This is a genomic window from Skermanella rosea, from assembly GCF_016806835.2.
Taxonomy (GTDB): Bacteria; Pseudomonadota; Alphaproteobacteria; order Azospirillales; family Azospirillaceae; genus Skermanella; species Skermanella rosea.
The window spans coordinates 105,656-122,970 of the sequence record NZ_CP086112.1; the positions used below are offsets into that span (position 1 = coordinate 105,656).

Genomic DNA, 17,315 nt, shown 5'->3' on the forward strand with positions numbered 1-17,315 from the left:
CGGTGCTCGTCCCCAACCCTGGCTAAGCCGAATAAATGTATTGTCGGAATTACAAAAGCTTGACACTCTTAGTTTCCTCACAATACGATATTTGTAAATTCATTCTTACAAAAGTCAAGGAGGAGACCCAGCATGCGCGCCGCGTACATCCACGGGATCCGGGATATCCGGGTGGGCGACAAGCCGACCCCCCAGCCCGCGGCCAACGAGGTTCTCCTGAGCGTCAGCGCCGTCGGCGTATGCGGCAGCGACCTGCATTACTACAAGGAAGGGGCGATCGGCTCCGCCCGGATCAGCCAGCCCTTCGTGCCGGGGCACGAGTTCGCCGCCCACGTGATCGAGGACCGGCCAGACCTGGGCCTGAAGGCCGGCCAGCTGGTCGCGGTCGATCCGGCGAAGCCGTGCGGCCATTGCGAATGGTGCGAGCGCGGCCACGTCAACCTGTGCCCGAACGTCGAGTTCATGGGCGCGCCGCCGACCACCCACGGCGCCATGACCGAGCTGATCTCCGCCGCTCCCAGCCAGATCTTCCCGGTGCCGGACAATTTCACCGACATCCAGGCGGTCATGCTGGAGCCGCTGGGCGTCGCGATCCACGCCATGGACCTGGCCAAGATGAAGCGGGTGTTGGAGACGGTCGCGATCATCGGCAGCGGCCCGATCGGGCTGTGCCTGCTCCAGCTCGCCAAGTTGATGTGCAAGGACAAGGTCTACGCGATCGACCCCGTGGGCTACCGCGCCAGCCTGGCGAAGAAGCTGGGCGCCGACGAGGTCGCCGACAGCCATACCGCCATCGCCGACTGGACCGGCGGCCGGGGCGTCGATTTGGTGCTGGAGGCTACCAATTCGCCCCTGGGCTTCCAGATCGCGGCGGAGTCCGCGCGCATCGGCGGCCGGATCGTGCTGGTCGGCATCCCCGACGGCGACCAGTACGTCCCGCTCAGCGCGTCGCTGCTGCGGCGCAAGGGTCTGGACATCAAGATGTCGCGGCGCATGGGCCATGTCTACGAGCGCGCCATCAAGCTGGTCGCCGACGGCCGGGTGGACGTGGATACCATGGTGACCCATCGCTTCGCCCTCGATAAGGCCGACGACGCCTTCAGCTATCCGGCTGAGTTCCACGACGGCGCGGTGAAGACCATCATCCTGCCGAACCAGGCCTGAACTGCAGACCAAACAACATTCCATCAAAAACATCCTGGAGGGAACGTGATGAGGAAAAAGCTTGCGTGCGCCATCGCCTTCGCGGCGGCGCTCGTATCTTCCACCAGCGCCATGGCCTGGACGCTGGAACAGGCGGCGGAGCCCTACAAGGGCACCAGCATCAAGGCGATCTTCCTTGACCGGCCCGGCTACGCCGCCGCGATCAAGCTGCTGCCGGAGTTCGAGAAGAAGACCGGCATCAAGGTCGATTACGAGATCGTTCCCTACGAGAACAGCCGCGAGCGGCAGGTGCTCGACTTCACCGCGGGCGGCGAGATCGACGTGGTCCTGACCGACGTGGTCTGGATCGGCGAGTTCGCCGGCAACGGCTGGCTGGAACCGATCAAGACCTTCACCGACGACGAGGACCTGGCGGACCCGAACCTGAAGCTGAACGGCTTCTTCCCGATCCTGCTGGAGTCCTTCGGCACCTGGGGCGACGAGGTCTACGGCCTGCCGTTCGACAATTACTCGGGCCTGCTCTACTACAACAGGTGCATGCTCCAGGAGGCCGGCTTCGACAAGCCGCCGGCGACCTGGGACGAGCTGCTGAACGTCTACGGTCCCAAGCTGACCGACCAGGCGAACCGGAAATACGCCTTCGCGCTCCAGTCGCGCCGGGGCGAGACCCAGTCGGCCGACAGCTTCATGCGCGTGCTGTGGCCGTTCGGCGGCTCGCTGCTGGACGACAAGTTCAAGTCGAACCTGAACTCCCCGGAGTCGCAGGCCGGCCTGAAGTTCCGCCAGGACCTGATGAAGATCATGCCGCCGGGCATCGTCGACTATGACCACGCCGAGGCGGTCAACGCCCTGGCCCAGGGCAACGTCGCGATGATCACGGAATGGTCGGCCTTCTACAGCACACTGGCCGACCCGACCAAGTCGCGGATCACCGACTGCCTGGCGGTCGCCACCGAGCCCGCCGGCCCGGCCGGCCTGAAGCCGGCGCTGGGCGGCTTCTCGCTGGGCGTCAACGCGCAGTCGTCGGACGACAAGAAGGCGGCCGCCTGGCTGTTCATCCAGTGGGTCACGTCCGAGGAGATGGCGAAGCCCTACGTGGAGGCCGGCGGCGTCAGCGGACGCACCTCGGTCTACAAGGATGCCGACATCCAGAAGCGCTATCCCTTCGTCCAGCCGATGGTGACGTCCTGGGACGATGGGGTTCCCGACTTCCGCCCCCGCTTCGCCGAGTGGCCGGAAATCTCCGAGGTGGTCGCCGAGTGGGGCACCCGGATGATGCTGGGCAATGTCAGCGTCGAGGAAGGCGCCCGGTCGATCGGTACCCGGGTCGAGGAGATCCTGGGCCAGGCCGGCTACTATGACGGCAGCAAGCCGCTTCGGAAGTAAGGGCGGGGGGCGGCGGGACGCCGCCCCTCCATCATCTAGCCCATTCAGCACCAGGGGAGATCCGCGTCCATGCCCAGCGGAACCAAGCCAGCCGTGTTTCCCACGCTCTGGAACAACGGGCGGGCGGCCTTCGCCTTCCTGGCCCCGGCGGTGGTGGCGCTGGCGCTGATCGGGATCTTCCCGACGGTGTTCGCGCTGGTCAACTCGTTCCGGCGCTACAACCTTGCCCGCCCCCGCGACGCAACACCCTTCGTCGGGTTCGACAACTACCTGACGGTCTTCTACGACCCGTCCTTCTGGGGCGCGCTGGGGCGGACCTTCACCTTCCTCGTCACCGTCGTGCCGATCCAGATCGCGCTGGGCCTGGCGATCGCCCTGCTGCTTCACAAGCCGGGGCTGTCCGGCTTCAAGCTGCTGGCGCGGCTGAGCCTGGTGATCCCGCTGGCGACCGCGCCGGCCGTGGTCGGGCTGATCGGAAGGCTGATCTTCAACCGCGATTTCGGCGTCGCAAACGCCATCCTGACCCTGGTCGGGAGCGGCCCGATCGAGTGGCTGGGCGACACCACCAATGCCTTCATCGCGGTGGCGCTGATGGATATCTGGCAGTGGACGCCGTTCTGCGCCCTTGTGCTGCTGGCCGGCCTGACCATGGTCCCGACCGAGATCGAGGAGGCGGCGAGGCTGGAGACCCGCAGCCGCTGGCAGATCGTCCGGTACGTCCAGCTGCCGTTCCTGCTGCCCAGCATCACGGTGATCCTGATCCTGCGGACCGCCGACATCCTGAAGATGTTCGACACCGTCTTCACCATGACGCGGGGCGGTCCGGGGGCCGCGACCGAGCTGGTCAGCGTCTATATCCAGCGCGTGGGCTTCCGGGTGTTCGACCAGGGGGTGGCCTCGGCCCAGGCGATCCTGCTGCTGATCCTGACCATCATCCTCGCCCGCCTCTACATCAAGTTCGTCTACCGGGAGATCTGACCCATGGCCGTGGCAACCGCCGACAGCGCCGTCCCGGCGACGTCCCAGCGAAGCAAGCCGAAGCGGCTGGTGACCGCGTGGCACCTGGTCGGGCTGCTCGCGATCTTCCTGTTCGCCGTGTTCCCGTTCTACTGGATGGTGGCGACCAGCCTGAAGACCCAGGCGGAGGCCCTGGCGTCGCCGCCGATCTGGGTCTTCACGCCCCGGCTGGACAATTATTTCGAGGTGCTGTTCAACCGCGACGTCCTGTCCAGCCTGATCAACTCGATCATCATAGCGGTCTCCACGACGGTGCTGGCGGTGGGGCTGGGCACGCCGGCGGCCTATGCGCTGGCCCGGTTCGAGTTCAAGGCCAAGGGGGAGCTGTGGTTCTGGTTCATCACCAACCGCATGCTCAGCCCGATCGTCGTGGCGCTGCCGATCTTCCTGATGGCCCGGACCTTCGGCATGATCGACACCCATATCGTGCTGATCCTGGTCTACCTGACCTTCAACCTGCCGATCGTGGTGTGGATCTGCACCGACCAGTTCCGCGGCGTGCCGAAGGACCTGGACGAGGCGGCCCGGCTGGCCGGCGCCTCGCGCTTCACGATCTTCTGGCGGATCGCCCTGCCGCTCGCCATGCCCGGCGTCGCGGTGTCGGCGATCTTCTCCTTCATCTTCTCGTGGAACGAGCTGCTCTACGCGCTGGTCCTGACGCGCAACGCGGCGCGGACGGCCCCGGTGGCGGCGACCAGCTTCATGAGCGGCTACGACCTGCCGTGGGGCGAGATCATGGCGACCGGCACGCTGATCGTCCTGCCGGTCATCGTCTTCGCCCTGATGGTGTCCAAGCACCTCGTCCAGGGATTGACCATGGGAGCGGTGAAATAGGACTGTTGCAGTCCGACGATGCGGGAAGGAAAAGCCGTGCAGACCAGGAGCCTGGACGACGATGTGGCCACCAGCTCGGACGAGCAGCTGAACATCCGCATCGCGTGGTATTACTATATCACCGACATGACCCAGCAGCAGATCGCCGACCGCTTCGGCATCACGCGGGTGCGGGTCAACAAGGCCCTGGCGACCAGCCGGGAGACCGGCGTCGTCCAGATCCGGATCAATTCCAAGCTGGCCTCCTGCATCAAGCTGGAATACGAGCTGGAACAGCTCTACGGCCTGTCGCGGGTGACGGTCGTCCCGACTCCGGAGGACGACCGTTTCATCTTCCGCGTCCTGGGCGTCGGCGTGGCGCCCTATATCCACGACCAGGTGTTCGACGGCTGCACCCTGGCGGTCGGCTGGGGGCGGACGCTGCGGCAGGCGGTGCGCGAGACGCGGGGCCGGTCGCTGCCGAACATGACGGTGCTGTCGCTTCTGGGCGGCCTGCATTACGGCTCGGCCAACAACACGGCGGAGATCGCGTCGAGCTTCGCCAGCCTGTTCGGCGGCTCGTATTATTACTTGGCGGCCCCGGTCTATGCGAGCTCGGACGAGTACCGCGACATGATCCTGGCCGAGGCCTCGGTCCAGGACGTGCTGGGCAAGGCCCGCGACGCCGACATCGCCCTGGTCACCGTCGGCGACCTGACCAAGCGGTCGCTGATGATCGAGCTGGGGCTGGTCAGCCCGGAGGACGCCAAGACCCTGAAGGCCGCGGGTGCTGTCGGCGACCTGCTGGGCCACTACCTGAACAAGGACGGCGAGGAGGTCGACCACCCGCTTAACCGCCGGGTGATCGCGCTGGACCTGGAGGACCTGAAGCGGGTCAGGAAGGTCGTCCTGGTGTCCGGCGGACCGTACAAGGCCGACATCATCCGCGCCGTCCTGCTGCGCAACTTCGTCCACGAGCTCGTGATCGACGAGGCGACCGCCGAACGGCTGGTCAGCCGCCAACCCCGGAAATGACCCCGGAAACGAACCAGGAAATGACATGACCGAGAGCGTTGCAGCACTGGCATCCCAAGCCTGCGCCGAGATCGCCGCGACCTTCCGGACGATCGACGAAACGGCCGTGGCGGCACTGGTCGAGGCGATCGCCGCCGCCCGGCGGGTCGTCCTTCACGGCGTCGGCCGGGAAGGGCTGATGATGCGGGCGCTGACCATGCGCCTGTTCCACATGGGCCTGGACGCCCATCCCGTCGGCGACATGACGACGCCGGCGGTCGGCCCCGGCGACCTGGTGGTGGTCAGCGCCGGACCGGGGGAGTTCGCGACGGTCAACGCCCTGATGGGCGTGGCGAAGGCCGCGGGCGCCCGGGTCGCCGTCGTCACCGCCCAGCCGGGCGGCGGTGCGGCGCGCGCCGCCGACCTGGTGATGTGCCTGCCGGCCCAGACCATGGCGAACGATTCCGGCCCCGCGGCCAGCGCGGTGCTGTCCATGGGAAGCGCCTTCGAGGGCGCGCAATACGTCTTCTTCGAGGTGCTGGTCCTGCTGCTGCGCCAAAGGCTGGGCATCGGCGCGGAGGACATGCGCGCGCGGCACACCAACCTGGAATGACGGGATTGGTAAAGGCGGGGCGGAGATAGCCGGGCCGGGTCAGCGCACCGCGGCCAGCGCGCCCGCCTTGAAGACGGGCAGGGCGTTTGCCGGAAGCGGCTGGGTCAGCGGGGTCGAGGTCAGCGAGGTCGAGGTCATCAAGGCGGGCGCCCGGCGCGGGGTGGTGGATGCAGGCTTCGGCGCCGCCGCCGCCGCCGGCCTGCCGGCTGTCGTCGATTGCGGCGCCGGGTCATTATCCGAGGTCACTATTTCGACGGCGGCGCCGGCGAGGTGGCCGTCGTTCTCCTCGGCCGGGTCGGGGTCGTGCGTCTCCAGGTCGGCATCGGGGTGCGGGGCGGCCGTGAAGTGGTGGGGGATGCGCTTGTCCAGCATGATGCCGCACAGCTTCAGGCGCAGCTCGACGGCGCGCAGCGCCAGGGCGCAATGCTTCTTCTCCATCGCGTCGGCGATGATCGCCTTGACCGTCTCTGCCGCTTCCTTCAACTCGACCTCGATCCCGGCGGAACGGGCCGCCCGGAGCTGATCGACGCGGATGCGGATCTCCGGCCGGGCCATCAGGTACGCCCCGCGCTGCTTGGCGCCCTTGGGCGAATAGCCGGCCCGGCGCGCGGCTTCGGCCCCGCCGACATTGGCGGCCACGGCCTGGCAGAAAGCCTCGTGCCGGGCGGTGAGGCGGATCACGGGAGTTGCATCGGACATGGCGGCGGCCCCTCGAGGTAGGTTGCGCCGGGGATTTTTCAGGAAGGATGAGAACAAATAAAGAACAATGCGTCCTTCTTCCCGTGGCGAACCAGTTGACGGGCCGAGCCCTTGCTGGGCCATATCGATTTCGTGGCCGCTTATCTGATTGCGAAGGGTGAGATGCCGCAATGATTCTCCCGCTCCATGTTTTGCGATGCGTCGGCCCCAGGTCCGGAAGGTCGGTCTACTTCGAGGCGTCACGGCTCACCCCGCGGTTGATGGAGAACAGACCGATCAGCGAGAGGCACATGCCGACGGCCATCATGATCGACAGGGGCTCGTCGAAGACGGCATAAGCCCAGATCATCGTCACGGGCGGGCTGAGATACAGGGCGCCGCTGGCACTTTCGGCCGAACCGAGGCGGAGGCACATCCAGTACAGCCCATATCCCCCCAGCGTCGGGACCAGCACGAGCCACAGGAGGCTCAATCCGAATTCCGGACTCATCACGGGGGCGATGCCGCCTTCGAGCAGAGCCAGGACACCGAAGACAGGCACGCTGACGCAGACCTGGATGAAGAGTGTCGCCATGATCGGCAGTGACAGGTCGGTACCGCCGGTCTTCTCCTGGATCAGCGTCGCGACGGCCAGGGACAGCATGCCGACTATCGGCAAGCCGTAAGCCCAAACCGGGGCGGAGCCCAACCGGAAGCTTTCGCCCGCCACGAGCACGGCGCCGAGAGCGCCGATGCCGACGCCGAACCATCGCAGCCCGCCCATCCGCCGCCCGGGCAGGATCACCGACACTCCCGCGACCGCCAGGGGCAGGAGGTCGGCGGCCAAGGCGGCCAGACCCGCCGGAACTCCGTACTCGATCGACTTCGCGATCGGCGCCAGATAGCCGCAGATGGCGAAGACGCCGATCAGCGCCTGACGCCCCATTGCCGCCAACGGTGCCGCGCGGAGAGCCGGCAAGGCGAAGGGCAGCAGGAGCGGGGCCGCCAGCGCGAAACGCCAGAACGAGATCAGGAACGCCGGCGCATGCTCGGCCGCATAGCGGTAGCCGATGAAACCCGCGCTCCAGGCCACGACCATGGCCGCCTGAAGCGCGAAGAGCATGAGTGCCGAGGGAGCGGCGCGACCCACTCCGCCTCTCCTGCGCTTCGCGGTCCCGCATGCGGCCGCCTTTTCCATCACCGTGTCCATGACCGTACTCCTTCCGTCGATGGGCTTGACAATCGAGCCGGAAGGGCGTGCAATCAAACGAAACTATCGGCACCAGTAATGCGGAAATCGTGAACCATGGCGCCGCCTCTCGATATCGAGCTTCTTCGCACCTTCCACGCCATCGCCCGCTTCGGTCAGTTCCGCGCGGCGTCGCTGCATCTCAACCGCAGCCCTTCGGCGGTCAGCACCCATGTCCGCCGCCTTGAGGAGCTTTCCGGCCGGCGCCTGTTCGACCGCGACAACCAGGGCGTGACGCTGACTCCCGCCGGACGAAGCCTGCTGATCCAGACCAACGATTTCCTTCAGGCGCATGACCGGATCGTCGCGAGCTTCGACACATCCGCAGCGACGGGGCGCGTGCGGTTCGGCGTCTCCGAGGAATATACCCGCAGGCTGCTGCGCGATGCCTTGCCCCTCTTCTCGGCGGAACATCCCGGCGTCGAGCTCGAAGTGGAGACGGGGTCGAGCGGCGAGCTGGCGAACCGGCTGGAGTGCGGCAGCCTCGATCTCGCCCTTGTCGTGCAGCCCGCGGGCCAGCCACGCGAACCCGGCCGCCGGCCCTTCGGCACGACGCAACCCGTGTGGGTCGCGGGTTTCGGATTCGCCCTCCCCGCGGACATGCCGGTGCCCCTCGCCCTGCACGGCTCCGGCTGCCCTTACCGGAGTGCCGCGGTCGATGCCCTGGCGGCGATCGGCCGATCCTGGCAGACGGTCGTGACGAGTTCGGGGTCGGCAGCCATCGAGGCGGCGATCGAGGGGGGTTTCGCGGTCGGCATCCTTGACCGCGCCCGTGTCACCGATGCCATGAGGATCCTCGGCCAGGACGAAGGACTACCAGCCTTGCCCGCCTATGATCTGGTCATCGCCCAGGCTGCAGGGTCCTCCGGCAAGGCGCAGGATCTCCTCGCCCAGACGATCATCCGCCACTTTCGCCTTTAGGGAAACCACCGTTGGACCAAGGCGCTGAAGTATGCGGAGGGGCGGCGTCCCGCCGCCCAAGGTGCGCGGGACGCGCACCCTCCCAGGTAGCAAACGAGTGGCAGGAAACCTTGTCCGCGGCGGTTAAGACGCTGGCCGCCGATAGGCAGTCTCCCGCCGTGGGTGGATAAGCCCGCGCATGATGGAAGTAGAACAAATCTAGCTAACTTGACTAACCTAGAGCCGGCTGGCTAAATTGTCCCTCATGTCAGGAGGGCTGGAATGAAACAGGTTACCATTCACGCGGCCAAGACCAATCTGTCCAAGCTCATCGAGGCGGCACTGAGCGGCGAGGAAATCGTAATCGCAAAGGGCAGCAAGCCGGTTGTCCGGCTCGTTCCGGTCTCGCAAGGAGTGTTCAAGATCGGTCTGCTCAAGGGTAAGCTTGGCACCGGCCCCGACTTCTTTGAGCCGATGGACGAGAGCGATCTCCATGCGTGGGAAGGGGGCCAGTGACGGCGGTCCTGCTCGATACCCATGCCTGGGCCTGGAGCTTGGCCGGGGACAGACGCCTGACGAAGCCGGCCCTTGCCGCCATCGAGGCGGCTGACATGGTGCTGGTCAGCCCGATAACGTTCTTCGAAATCGGTCAGAAGGTTCGGTTGGGCAAATGGCCGGAGATGGAGCCCTTCGTGGGCCAATTGGTGGCACTGCTGGGCGAACAGGGCGGGTCGGTAGCAGGCTTCGATCCGGCTATTTGCATCGCGGCCGGCATGATGCCCTGGCCCCACCGCGACCCGTTCGACCGGCTGCTGGCGGCCACGGCAATGCACTACAACTTGCCGCTTGTGTCGGCCGACACGGTTTTTGACGGTATCGTGACACGCCTGTGGTGATCCGCAGCGTTTGGCGTTCACCCACGCGGACGAAGGCTCTATAGACCTGATCGGAATCGCCCGGCTGCCGGGCTTGCTCCATGGCAGTAATCGAGTGAGCGTGCCGTAACATGCGATCATCGCCTCGGAGACCTGACACATGCCAAGCCGCACGCTTTACGAAACCGACTTCGCGGCCTGGACCGAACAGCAGGCGGCGCTGCTCCGCGCCGGACGGCTCGACGCGGCGGACATACACCACATCGCCGAAGAGATCGAGAGCTTGGGGCGGAGGGAACTGCGGACGATCGAAGGCGCCCTGATGCGGATCCTCGGGCACCTGCTCAAGCTTGCCTATGCGTCCGCATCCGATCCCCGCGACGGCTGGCGGGAGTCGGTGACGATCCAGCGCCTCGAATTCGAGGCTCTTGCCGACGACAATCCCGGCTTGGTCGGGCGAGTGCGCCTGCCGACTGTATATGATCGCGCCCGGCGGCTGGCCGGTGTCAGCTTGGCGCAGCATGATGGCCTGCCCATGTCGATCCTGCCGGCCACCTGTCCCTGGACCCTAACCGAGATTGCCGATACGGGATTCTGGCCTTGAGCCGTGTCGTCACTCCAGCCCTTTGGAGCGGATTCAAGGAGCGTCCGCGAGGAAATCATCCGGCTAGACTTCGTCGAGCAACGGGTTGGCTTGGCCGATTCTCCCATTTACCGCGCCCTGACATGGCCCGCTCCGGTGGGAAATCCATCAAACGGTAATATCTCCTACCGCCTTCCGGCCCAACCGATGGCGTTGATGGACAGCCCGATGCCGACGATGATCAGCCCGGCGACGATCACGGAGTCGTAATCCACCTCCTCGCCGAACATGTAGGCTTGGTAATCGAGCCGGAGGTTCAGGACCGCGACCTTCTGGCTGATCCTGTCGGCGGTGGTGGGCAGGATCAGGAGCGGCAACAGCGCGCCCCAGATAACCAGTAGCTTGCCGAGAGTACGCATTCATCGCCTCCGTTCAGGCCGGGGCAATCGGGCGGGAACGACGTTCGAGCAACGCCGAGCTTTCGAAATGCATGGGTTTTCCAGACATGAGAGATCGCTCCGCGCATCCGGCCGCAGGGGCGGGCAGGGCGCCATGCTGAAAGGAGCGAGTTGCGGGACAACACCGAGCCATCCCGGGCGGGATCAGGTCAGGCCCGAGCGGGTCGGGAGCCGCGACGACGGACGCGGTGGTCAGGCGGTCGGGCGCATCCGACGAAGTGACGCTCCGCCAATCGGGACGCCGCGGAAAACCGCGACGCCCCCCTTCAACCCCGCCGCGGCAGTGGGAACCAGCGCGGCACATGACGGGAAATTTCGGCGCGGCAACGCGCCGGGCGTTGTGCTATGGAGTGCGTTAGCCATTGATACGATTCCTTAAACTGGTCTATCGAAGGTCAGGCCGGATCGAGAGCTTCCACCCTCTCGGTTCGGCCGCCCTGCGGGTGCATGGGTGTGGCGAGACTGAGGGGATTACCTCGAAATGTCAAAGGTGGGCGCTTAGCCGATAGGCTCCAGCAAAGCTTGTGACGCGAGCTTCACCTGTAAGTTAATCGCCTTTGGGCTGCGGGCTTTGCGTCACAACGCCATATATGTTTCTCCACAATATGGTAAGATCCCCAAGGCGCGAAGTTGGAGATAGAAATGGCCGGAGATAATGACAGCCAAAAGTTTCAAAACTGGCTATCGTTATGGGGAACGCCAGCATTGGTTGCTGTGTTCGGCATCATTGGCGCCTCTTTCCTGAGCGGAATCCAGTCGCAACTCAGCAGTGTTCAAGGCGATGTATCCGGGCTTGGGACCAGGATCGATCATGTCAATTCGCGGATCGACGATTCCGTAGGTCGGGTTACTCAACGCGTGGACAAACTGCTTGAAGATAATTCGGGGATTCGGCAGCAGTTGGCGGTAGTCGCAGGCGATACGTCATACCTCCGGGCTCGTGCGGATGCCACTGAGCGAACAATTATTCGCTATGATGACCATATCTCCAAGTTGAGGCTCGCCCCAGCGATTGCATACTTCAGCGGTCATGGCTCGGTGGCACAGACGTCGATCGGATACATCGATGATGATGGTCAAGTTATAGTTATTCCAACGGATGAGAACGCCAGAGCTGCCCTTGAAAACAAAGGTTGGGTAAAAAAGGAACTCCCTTCTGGCGTTGAGGGGTATGCAGCTCCGAGCATGGAGCGGTGATGTGGATCACCTGAGGGCACCGATTTCAGACAGGCTGGATCGGCGGCCGACCCATCCGAAGCCTTGCCATCCCGCCCTTGGCCCCCGACACTCGGCGCCCTGTCAACTGAACGGGAGCCAACACCATGGTCCGCTACGATTTCACCGGCAAGCGCGCGCTGGTGACCGGGGCCGGGAAGGGGATCGGGCGGGAGGTGGCATTGCTGCTCGCCGGGTGCGGGGCGGAAGTCATAGCCCTTGGCCGCACCGCCGCCGACTTGGAGGGGCTGGGCGTGCCGGTCGTGGTCGATCTGGCCGACGCGGAGGCGACGCGGGCGGCCGTGCGGGCGGTGCTGCCGGTGGACCTGCTGGTCAACTGCGCCGGGATCGTCGAGCTGGAGAGCTTCCTCGACACCAGCACCGAGACGTTCGACCGCACCATCGCCGTCAATACCCGCGCGCCGCTGGTCGTGGCGCAGGAGGTCGCGCGCGACCTTGTCAGGCGCGGGGCACCGGGGGCGATCGTCAATGTGTCCAGCCTCGCCGCTGATGTCGGCACGCGGGACCACACGGCCTATTGCGCGTCCAAGGCGGCGCTCGACGCGGTCACGCGGGTGATGGCGCTGGAGCTGGGGCCGCACGGCATCCGGGTGAACAGCCTGAACCCGATCGTGACGCTGACCCCGATGGCGGACAAGGCGTGGAGCGATCCGGCCAAGTCGGGGCCGATGCTGGCCCGCATCCCGCTGGGGCGGTTCGCCCAGCCGGCGGAGGTGGCGGCCTCCGTCGCTTTCCTGCTGAGCGACGCCGCCGCCATGGTCCACGGCACCTGCCTGACCGTGGACGGCGGGTTCAGCGCCGGTTGAGCTGGGCGAGGCGCGGGTAGAGGTCGCGCAGCCTTGGGTACAGGTCGGCGTAGAGGCCGAGCAGGTCGGCGTGGAAAACGGCCTCGGCGGGGTCGGGGTGGAACGCGGCGCCGGTGTGGGTCATGGCGGCGGCGGCTTCCTCGAAGCCGGGGTACCAGCCGGCCCCGACGGCCGCGGCGATGCCGGCGCCCAGGCTCGACGCCTCCGCCGTCTCGGCGCGGACTACGGGACGGCCGGTGATGTCGGCGATGATCCGGCACCAGGGATCGCTGGCGGAGCCGCCGCCGATCGCGACGAAGCTGTCCACCGGCTGGCCGGTCGCGGCCACGACGCGGTCGGTGGCGAAGGCCTGTTCCAGGGCGATGCCCTCCAGCAGCGCGCGGTAGATCTCCGCCCGGCCGTGGTCGGGGGAGAGGCCCAGCAGGCAGCCCCGGGCGTCCTGGTCCCAATAGGGGTTCATCACGCCGTTCCAGTAGGGCAGCAGCAGAAGGCCCCGGCTGCCGGGAGGGACAGCGGCGGCCTCGGCCTCCAGCCGGCGGAAGATGCCTGGATCGGCGTCGGGGTCGAGGCCGAACATCTGCCGGATCAGGGAGTTCACCAGCAGCGTGCCGGACCGGAGCGAGGTTTCCAGGATATAGCCCTGGCGGTCGATCGCGCACAGCGTTCGGAACGCGGGATCGATCCGCGGTTGCCGGTCGTAGACGCCGGACACGATCGCCGTGCCGAGGTTGAGATAGGCCGTGCCCGCCCCGGCCACACCCGTGCCGAGCCCTCCGGCCTGGCCGTCGCCGCCGCCGGCAACGACCGGGGTGCCGGCGCGCAGGCCGGTCAGGGCGGCGGTCTCCGGGGTGATCCGGCCGATGACGGTGCCGGGGGCCGCGGCCTGCGGGAAACGGCCGGGGTCGAGGGCGATCGGCAGGGCGCCGATCACCTCGTCGGCCCAGACGTGGGAGGATATGTCGAAGGCGCCGAGCGGGTCGGCGCTGGCCCAGCTCGTCGCGAACTCGCCGGTCAGACGGCGGACCAGCCAGGCATGGGGGTCGTAGACGTGGCGGACGCGGGCGAACAGGTCGGGCTCGGCCTGTGCCATCCAGGCGAGGCTGTAGACCGCCGGGGCGAAGTCCAGCGGCTTGCCGGTCATGGCGTGCATCCGCTTGACGCCGACGCGGGTGGACAGGGCGGAGACCTCCGCCTTGCGGCGCTCGTCCAGCCACAGGATCGCGGGGCGCAGCGGAACGTCGTCGGCGCCGGTGACCGCGACCGTCTCCCGCTGGTTGACCACGGCGAGGGCGGCGACCGACGCGGCGGGGACGGTGGCGAGGGCTTGGCGGAGGGCGGTTTGGGCGGCCTGCCACCAGGCGTCGGGGTGCTGCTCGTAGGCGTTGGGTTCCGGGCGCTCCAGGCTCAGCGGGGCGCGGCCCTCGGCGACCGCGCGGCCGTCGCGGTCCCAGGCGATCGCCTTGCAGGTGGTGGTGCTGAGGTCTATGCCGATGACGGTGTCTTGCATGGTGCCTGGATGCCGGTTCAAGGGGGGCTTTCACGGAGCCCGTAGAGCCCGTAGGTCGGCTAAAGCGAAGCGGCAGCCGACAAAGCCGGCGCGTGGATGTCGGGTGCCGCTTCGCTCTACCCGACCTACGCTTCCTGACGTCGATTCAACTCCTCGCGGATCAGCTTCTTGGTGATCTTGCCGTAGCCGGATTTCGGCAGTTCCTCCCAGAAGACGACGCGCTTGGGCATCTTGTAGCGGGCGATCCTGCCGTCCAGCCAGCCCAGCAGCTCCGCCTCGCCGAGGGTCGAGCCGGGTCGGGGGACGCAGACGGCGACGCCGACCTCGCCCCATTGCGGGTCGGGGACGCCGAGCACCGCGACCTCCGCCAGGTCGGGATGCATCAGGATCTTTTCCTCGATCTCGCGCGGATAGATGTTCGACCCGCCCGAGATGTACATGTCGGACGCCCGGCCCGTGATGTAGAGGAAGCCCTGCTCGTCCATGTGGCCCAGGTCGCCGGTGCGGAACCAGCCGTCGCGGAACGCCTTGGCGTTGGCCTCGGGGTTGTCGTGGTAGCCGGCGAAGACGGCGGGGCCGCAGACGCAGATCTCTCCCGTCTCGCCGGGGGCGAGCTCGCGGCCCGCGTCGTCCTGGATGGAGACCTGCATGCCCGTCCGCTCGAAGCCGCAGGTGCCGATCCGGGCGCCCTCGCCCTCCTCCAGGCTGTGCAGACGGGGCGGCAGGACGGTGATGTTGCCGGTCACCTCGCCCAGCCCGAAATACTGGACCAGCACCGGGCCGAGCCTGTCCAGCGCGTGCTTCTGGTCGGCGCGGTACATCGGCGCTCCGGCATAGATCACGTAGCGCAGGCTGGAATGGTCGAACCGGTCCACCGACGGGTGCTCGGCCAGCATCTTCAGGATGGTCGGCACCGTGAACATGTTGGTGATCCGCCACCGCTCCACCATCGCCCAGGCCTGCTCGACGTCCAGCCGTTCGGAGGCCGGCAGCACCGTCTTGGCGGCGCGGGCGACCTGGACGAGCTGGTGGATGCCGGCACCGTGGGACAGCGGGGCGACCACCAGGGAGGCGTCCTGCTCGGTCGTGCCGGGCATCAGGTCGCACAGGTGGTTGGTCACCACGAAGGCCATCTGGCCGTGGGTCAGCACGGCGGCCTTGGGCCGGCCGGTGGTGCCGGAGGTGAAGAAGAACCAGCAGGGATCGTCGCGGTCCACGGCGGCCACGGCGGGCTTCTCGCCGTCGTGGCGGGCGACCAGCGCGTCGTAGTCGTCGCCGAAGTCGGACGGGCCGATCGAGACGACGCTGCGCAGGCCCGGCTGGGCGGCCCGGCAGGCCGCCGCGTGCTCCGGGAAAGCGGCGTGGCAGATCATCGCCGCGGCGCCGCCCGCCTTGGCCAGCCAGGCGACCTCGTCCGGGGTCTGGCGGTAGTTGGCCGGGACCCAGACGGCGCCGATGCGGAAGCAGGCGAACATGGACTCGAACATCTGGTTGCAGTTCTTCGACTGCACCAGCACCCGGTCGCCTTTGGCGACGCCCCGGTGGAGCAGGGCGGAGGCCATGGCGTCGACCCGCCGCTCCATCTCGCTCCAGGTCCAGGTGCGGTCGCCCCAGACGAAGCCCACCTCCGCCCCGTGGCGGCGCGCCGCCTGGGTCAGGAAGTGGGCGAGGTTCATCACCCGCGTGGTGACGGGCTTGTTTTCCGTCACTTCACCCGCTCCAGGATCGACACGTAGTTGGCGACGGCGGCGCCGCCCATGTTGAACACGCCGGCCAGGTCGGTGCCGGGGATCTGCATGCCTTCGGCCTCCCCCATGACCTGGAGCGCGGCCATCACGTGCATGGAGACGCCGGTGGCGCCGATCGGGTGGCCCTTGGCCTTCAGCCCGCCAGACGGATTGACCGGCAGCCTGCCGCCCTTGGCGGTGGTGCCGTCGCGCACCACGCGATAGCCCTGGCCCGGCTCGGCGAGGCCCATCGCCTCGTACTCGATCATCTCGGCGATGGTGAAGCAGTCGTGGGTCTCGACCAGGCTGAGGTCGGACAGGGTCAGGCCGGCGTCCTCCAGCGCCCCGCGCCAGGCCCGGCGGGCGCCCTCGAAGGCGGTCGGGTCGCGGCGGCTGAGCGGCAGCATGTCGTTGACGTGGCGGCGCGCCCGGAAGGCGATCGCGCGCTCCAGCGTCTCGGCCGTCTCCGCGTCGGCGATCACCAGGGCGGCGGCGCCGTCGGACACCAGGGAGCAGTCGGTCCGGCGCAGCGGTGCCGCCACATAGGGGTTCTTCTCCGACACGGCGTTGCAGAACTCGAACCCGAAATCCTTCCGCATGTGGGCGTAGGGGTTGGCCATGCCGTTGGAATGGTTCTTGGCCGCGATGCGGGCCAGCTCCTCCGACCGGTCGCCGTAGCGCTGGAAATAGCCCTGGGTGATCCGGCCGAAGATGCCGGCGAAGCCGCCCTCGATGTCGGCTTCCTCCTTGTGGTAGCTGGCGCCCAGCAGGATGTCGCCGATCTTCGTTCCGGGGGTGGCGGTCATCTTCTCCGCGCCGACCACCAATGCTACGCGGCCGCGGCCGGACTCCACGAAGTCCAGGGCGGCGTAGAGGGCGGCGGAGCCGGTGGCGCAGGCGTTCTCCAGCCGGGTCGCCGGCACGTGGGCCAGCCGCTCGTCGGAGAGGGCCACCAGCGAGGCCTGGAAGTCCTGCTTGGAGAAGCCGTTGTTCATCACGCCGACATAGATGCCGTCCACGGACTCGGCCGGGACGCCGGCATGGTCGAGCGCCGCCCCCGCGACCTGGGCCATCAGCGCCTCGGTGTCCGGGGCTTCCGCCTTGCCGAACACGGTATGCGCCCAGCCTACGATCCTGCCGTTTCCTGCCATGGTCCCGTTTCCTCATTCCTGCGGCGCCCGGGTTATCGGGGCGCCGGTACCGAAGCTTATTGAATTCAATACGCACTTCAATATTCTTCGCGCCGGTAATGCAAATGGAAATCAGATCCGGCGCGGGCCCGAGGGCTT

General features: G+C 67.1%; 18 protein-coding genes. 12 read left to right on the top strand and 6 right to left on the bottom strand.

What is annotated here, in order from left to right; genetic code table 11:
* Positions 1–132: 132 nt before the first annotated feature.
* The 6 genes from JL101_RS29070 (at position 133) to JL101_RS29095 (ending at position 6,007) form a co-directional block, all read left to right on the top strand.
* Positions 133–1,164 (top strand): zinc-dependent alcohol dehydrogenase, encoded by a 1,032-nt coding sequence (locus JL101_RS29070; RefSeq protein ID WP_203103018.1) that lies wholly within the window; start codon positions 133–135, stop codon positions 1,162–1,164.
* A gap of 48 nt (positions 1,165–1,212) precedes the next feature.
* Entirely contained in the window at positions 1,213–2,550 is a 1,338-nt protein-coding gene (locus tag JL101_RS29075) for an ABC transporter substrate-binding protein (RefSeq protein WP_203103019.1), read from the top strand.
* 69 nt (positions 2,551–2,619) lie between these two features.
* A complete protein-coding gene (locus JL101_RS29080; protein WP_203103020.1) occupies positions 2,620–3,528 on the top strand; it encodes a carbohydrate ABC transporter permease in 909 nt (302 codons plus the stop codon).
* 3 nt (positions 3,529–3,531) lie between these two features.
* On the top strand, positions 3,532–4,401 hold the full coding sequence (locus tag JL101_RS29085) for a carbohydrate ABC transporter permease (protein ID WP_203103021.1): 870 nt from the start codon (positions 3,532–3,534) through the stop codon (positions 4,399–4,401).
* A 36-nt stretch (positions 4,402–4,437) separates the two neighbouring features.
* Entirely contained in the window at positions 4,438–5,415 is a 978-nt protein-coding gene (locus JL101_RS29090) for a sugar-binding transcriptional regulator (protein ID WP_203103023.1), read from the top strand.
* 25 nt (positions 5,416–5,440) lie between these two features.
* Positions 5,441–6,007, top strand: coding sequence for an SIS domain-containing protein (locus tag JL101_RS29095; protein WP_203103025.1), 567 nt, complete (start codon positions 5,441–5,443; stop codon positions 6,005–6,007).
* Positions 6,008–6,046: 39 nt separating this feature from the next.
* Here JL101_RS29095 and JL101_RS29100 read toward each other — a convergent pair whose 3' ends face one another.
* Both JL101_RS29100 and JL101_RS29105 read right to left on the bottom strand, forming a co-directional pair.
* Positions 6,047–6,706, bottom strand: a complete 660-nt coding sequence (locus JL101_RS29100; protein WP_203103027.1) for a terminase small subunit — start codon at positions 6,704–6,706, stop codon at positions 6,047–6,049.
* A gap of 226 nt (positions 6,707–6,932) precedes the next feature.
* On the bottom strand, positions 6,933–7,835 hold the full coding sequence (locus JL101_RS29105) for a DMT family transporter (RefSeq protein ID WP_203103029.1): 903 nt from the start codon (positions 7,833–7,835) through the stop codon (positions 6,933–6,935).
* Between the two features lie 156 nt (positions 7,836–7,991).
* Between JL101_RS29105 and JL101_RS29110 the strand changes: the two genes are divergently transcribed.
* The 4 genes from JL101_RS29110 to JL101_RS29125 all read left to right on the top strand — a co-directional run bounded on the left by JL101_RS29110 (position 7,992) and on the right by JL101_RS29125 (position 10,313).
* A complete protein-coding gene (locus tag JL101_RS29110) occupies positions 7,992–8,855 on the top strand; it encodes a LysR family transcriptional regulator (protein ID WP_203103031.1) in 864 nt (287 codons plus the stop codon).
* A gap of 261 nt (positions 8,856–9,116) precedes the next feature.
* Positions 9,117–9,350, top strand: coding sequence for a type II toxin-antitoxin system Phd/YefM family antitoxin (locus JL101_RS29115; RefSeq protein ID WP_203103032.1), 234 nt, complete (start codon positions 9,117–9,119; stop codon positions 9,348–9,350).
* Positions 9,347–9,730 (top strand): type II toxin-antitoxin system VapC family toxin, encoded by a 384-nt coding sequence (locus tag JL101_RS29120; protein ID WP_203103034.1) that lies wholly within the window; start codon positions 9,347–9,349, stop codon positions 9,728–9,730. Before JL101_RS29115 ends, JL101_RS29120 begins: the two co-directional genes overlap by 4 nt.
* 139 nt (positions 9,731–9,869) lie before the next feature.
* Positions 9,870–10,313, top strand: coding sequence for a DUF29 domain-containing protein (locus JL101_RS29125; protein WP_203103036.1), 444 nt, complete (start codon positions 9,870–9,872; stop codon positions 10,311–10,313).
* 164 nt (positions 10,314–10,477) lie between these two features.
* Here JL101_RS29125 and JL101_RS29130 read toward each other — a convergent pair whose 3' ends face one another.
* The gene (locus JL101_RS29130) at positions 10,478–10,711 is read right to left on the bottom strand and encodes a hypothetical protein (protein ID WP_202683259.1); all 234 of its coding nucleotides are present in this window, start codon (positions 10,709–10,711) and stop codon (positions 10,478–10,480) included.
* Positions 10,712–11,392: 681 nt separating this feature from the next.
* Between JL101_RS29130 and JL101_RS29135 the strand changes: the two genes are divergently transcribed.
* Together JL101_RS29135 and JL101_RS29140 are read left to right on the top strand one after the other, a co-directional pair.
* Positions 11,393–11,947 carry a hypothetical protein gene (locus JL101_RS29135; protein WP_203103038.1) on the top strand — a complete coding sequence of 185 codons (555 nt, stop codon included), beginning with the start codon at positions 11,393–11,395 and terminating at the stop codon, positions 11,945–11,947.
* 125 nt (positions 11,948–12,072) lie between these two features.
* The gene (locus JL101_RS29140; RefSeq protein ID WP_203103039.1) at positions 12,073–12,792 is read left to right on the top strand and encodes an SDR family oxidoreductase; all 720 of its coding nucleotides are present in this window, start codon (positions 12,073–12,075) and stop codon (positions 12,790–12,792) included.
* On the opposite strand, the gene JL101_RS29145 is transcribed toward JL101_RS29140, so the two are convergent.
* The 3 genes from JL101_RS29145 to JL101_RS29155 form a co-directional block, all read right to left on the bottom strand.
* Positions 12,779–14,299 (bottom strand): xylulokinase, encoded by a 1,521-nt coding sequence (locus JL101_RS29145; RefSeq protein ID WP_203103040.1) that lies wholly within the window; start codon positions 14,297–14,299, stop codon positions 12,779–12,781. The two genes, JL101_RS29140 and JL101_RS29145, sit on opposite strands and share 14 nt — an antisense overlap.
* Before the next feature lie 125 nt (positions 14,300–14,424).
* A complete protein-coding gene (locus JL101_RS29150) occupies positions 14,425–16,008 on the bottom strand; it encodes an acyl-CoA synthetase (RefSeq protein WP_228435570.1) in 1,584 nt (527 codons plus the stop codon).
* A complete protein-coding gene (locus JL101_RS29155; protein ID WP_201083317.1) occupies positions 16,005–17,177 on the bottom strand; it encodes an acetyl-CoA acetyltransferase in 1,173 nt (390 codons plus the stop codon). Before JL101_RS29155 ends, JL101_RS29150 begins: the two co-directional genes overlap by 4 nt.
* Positions 17,178–17,315 lie beyond the last annotated feature (138 nt).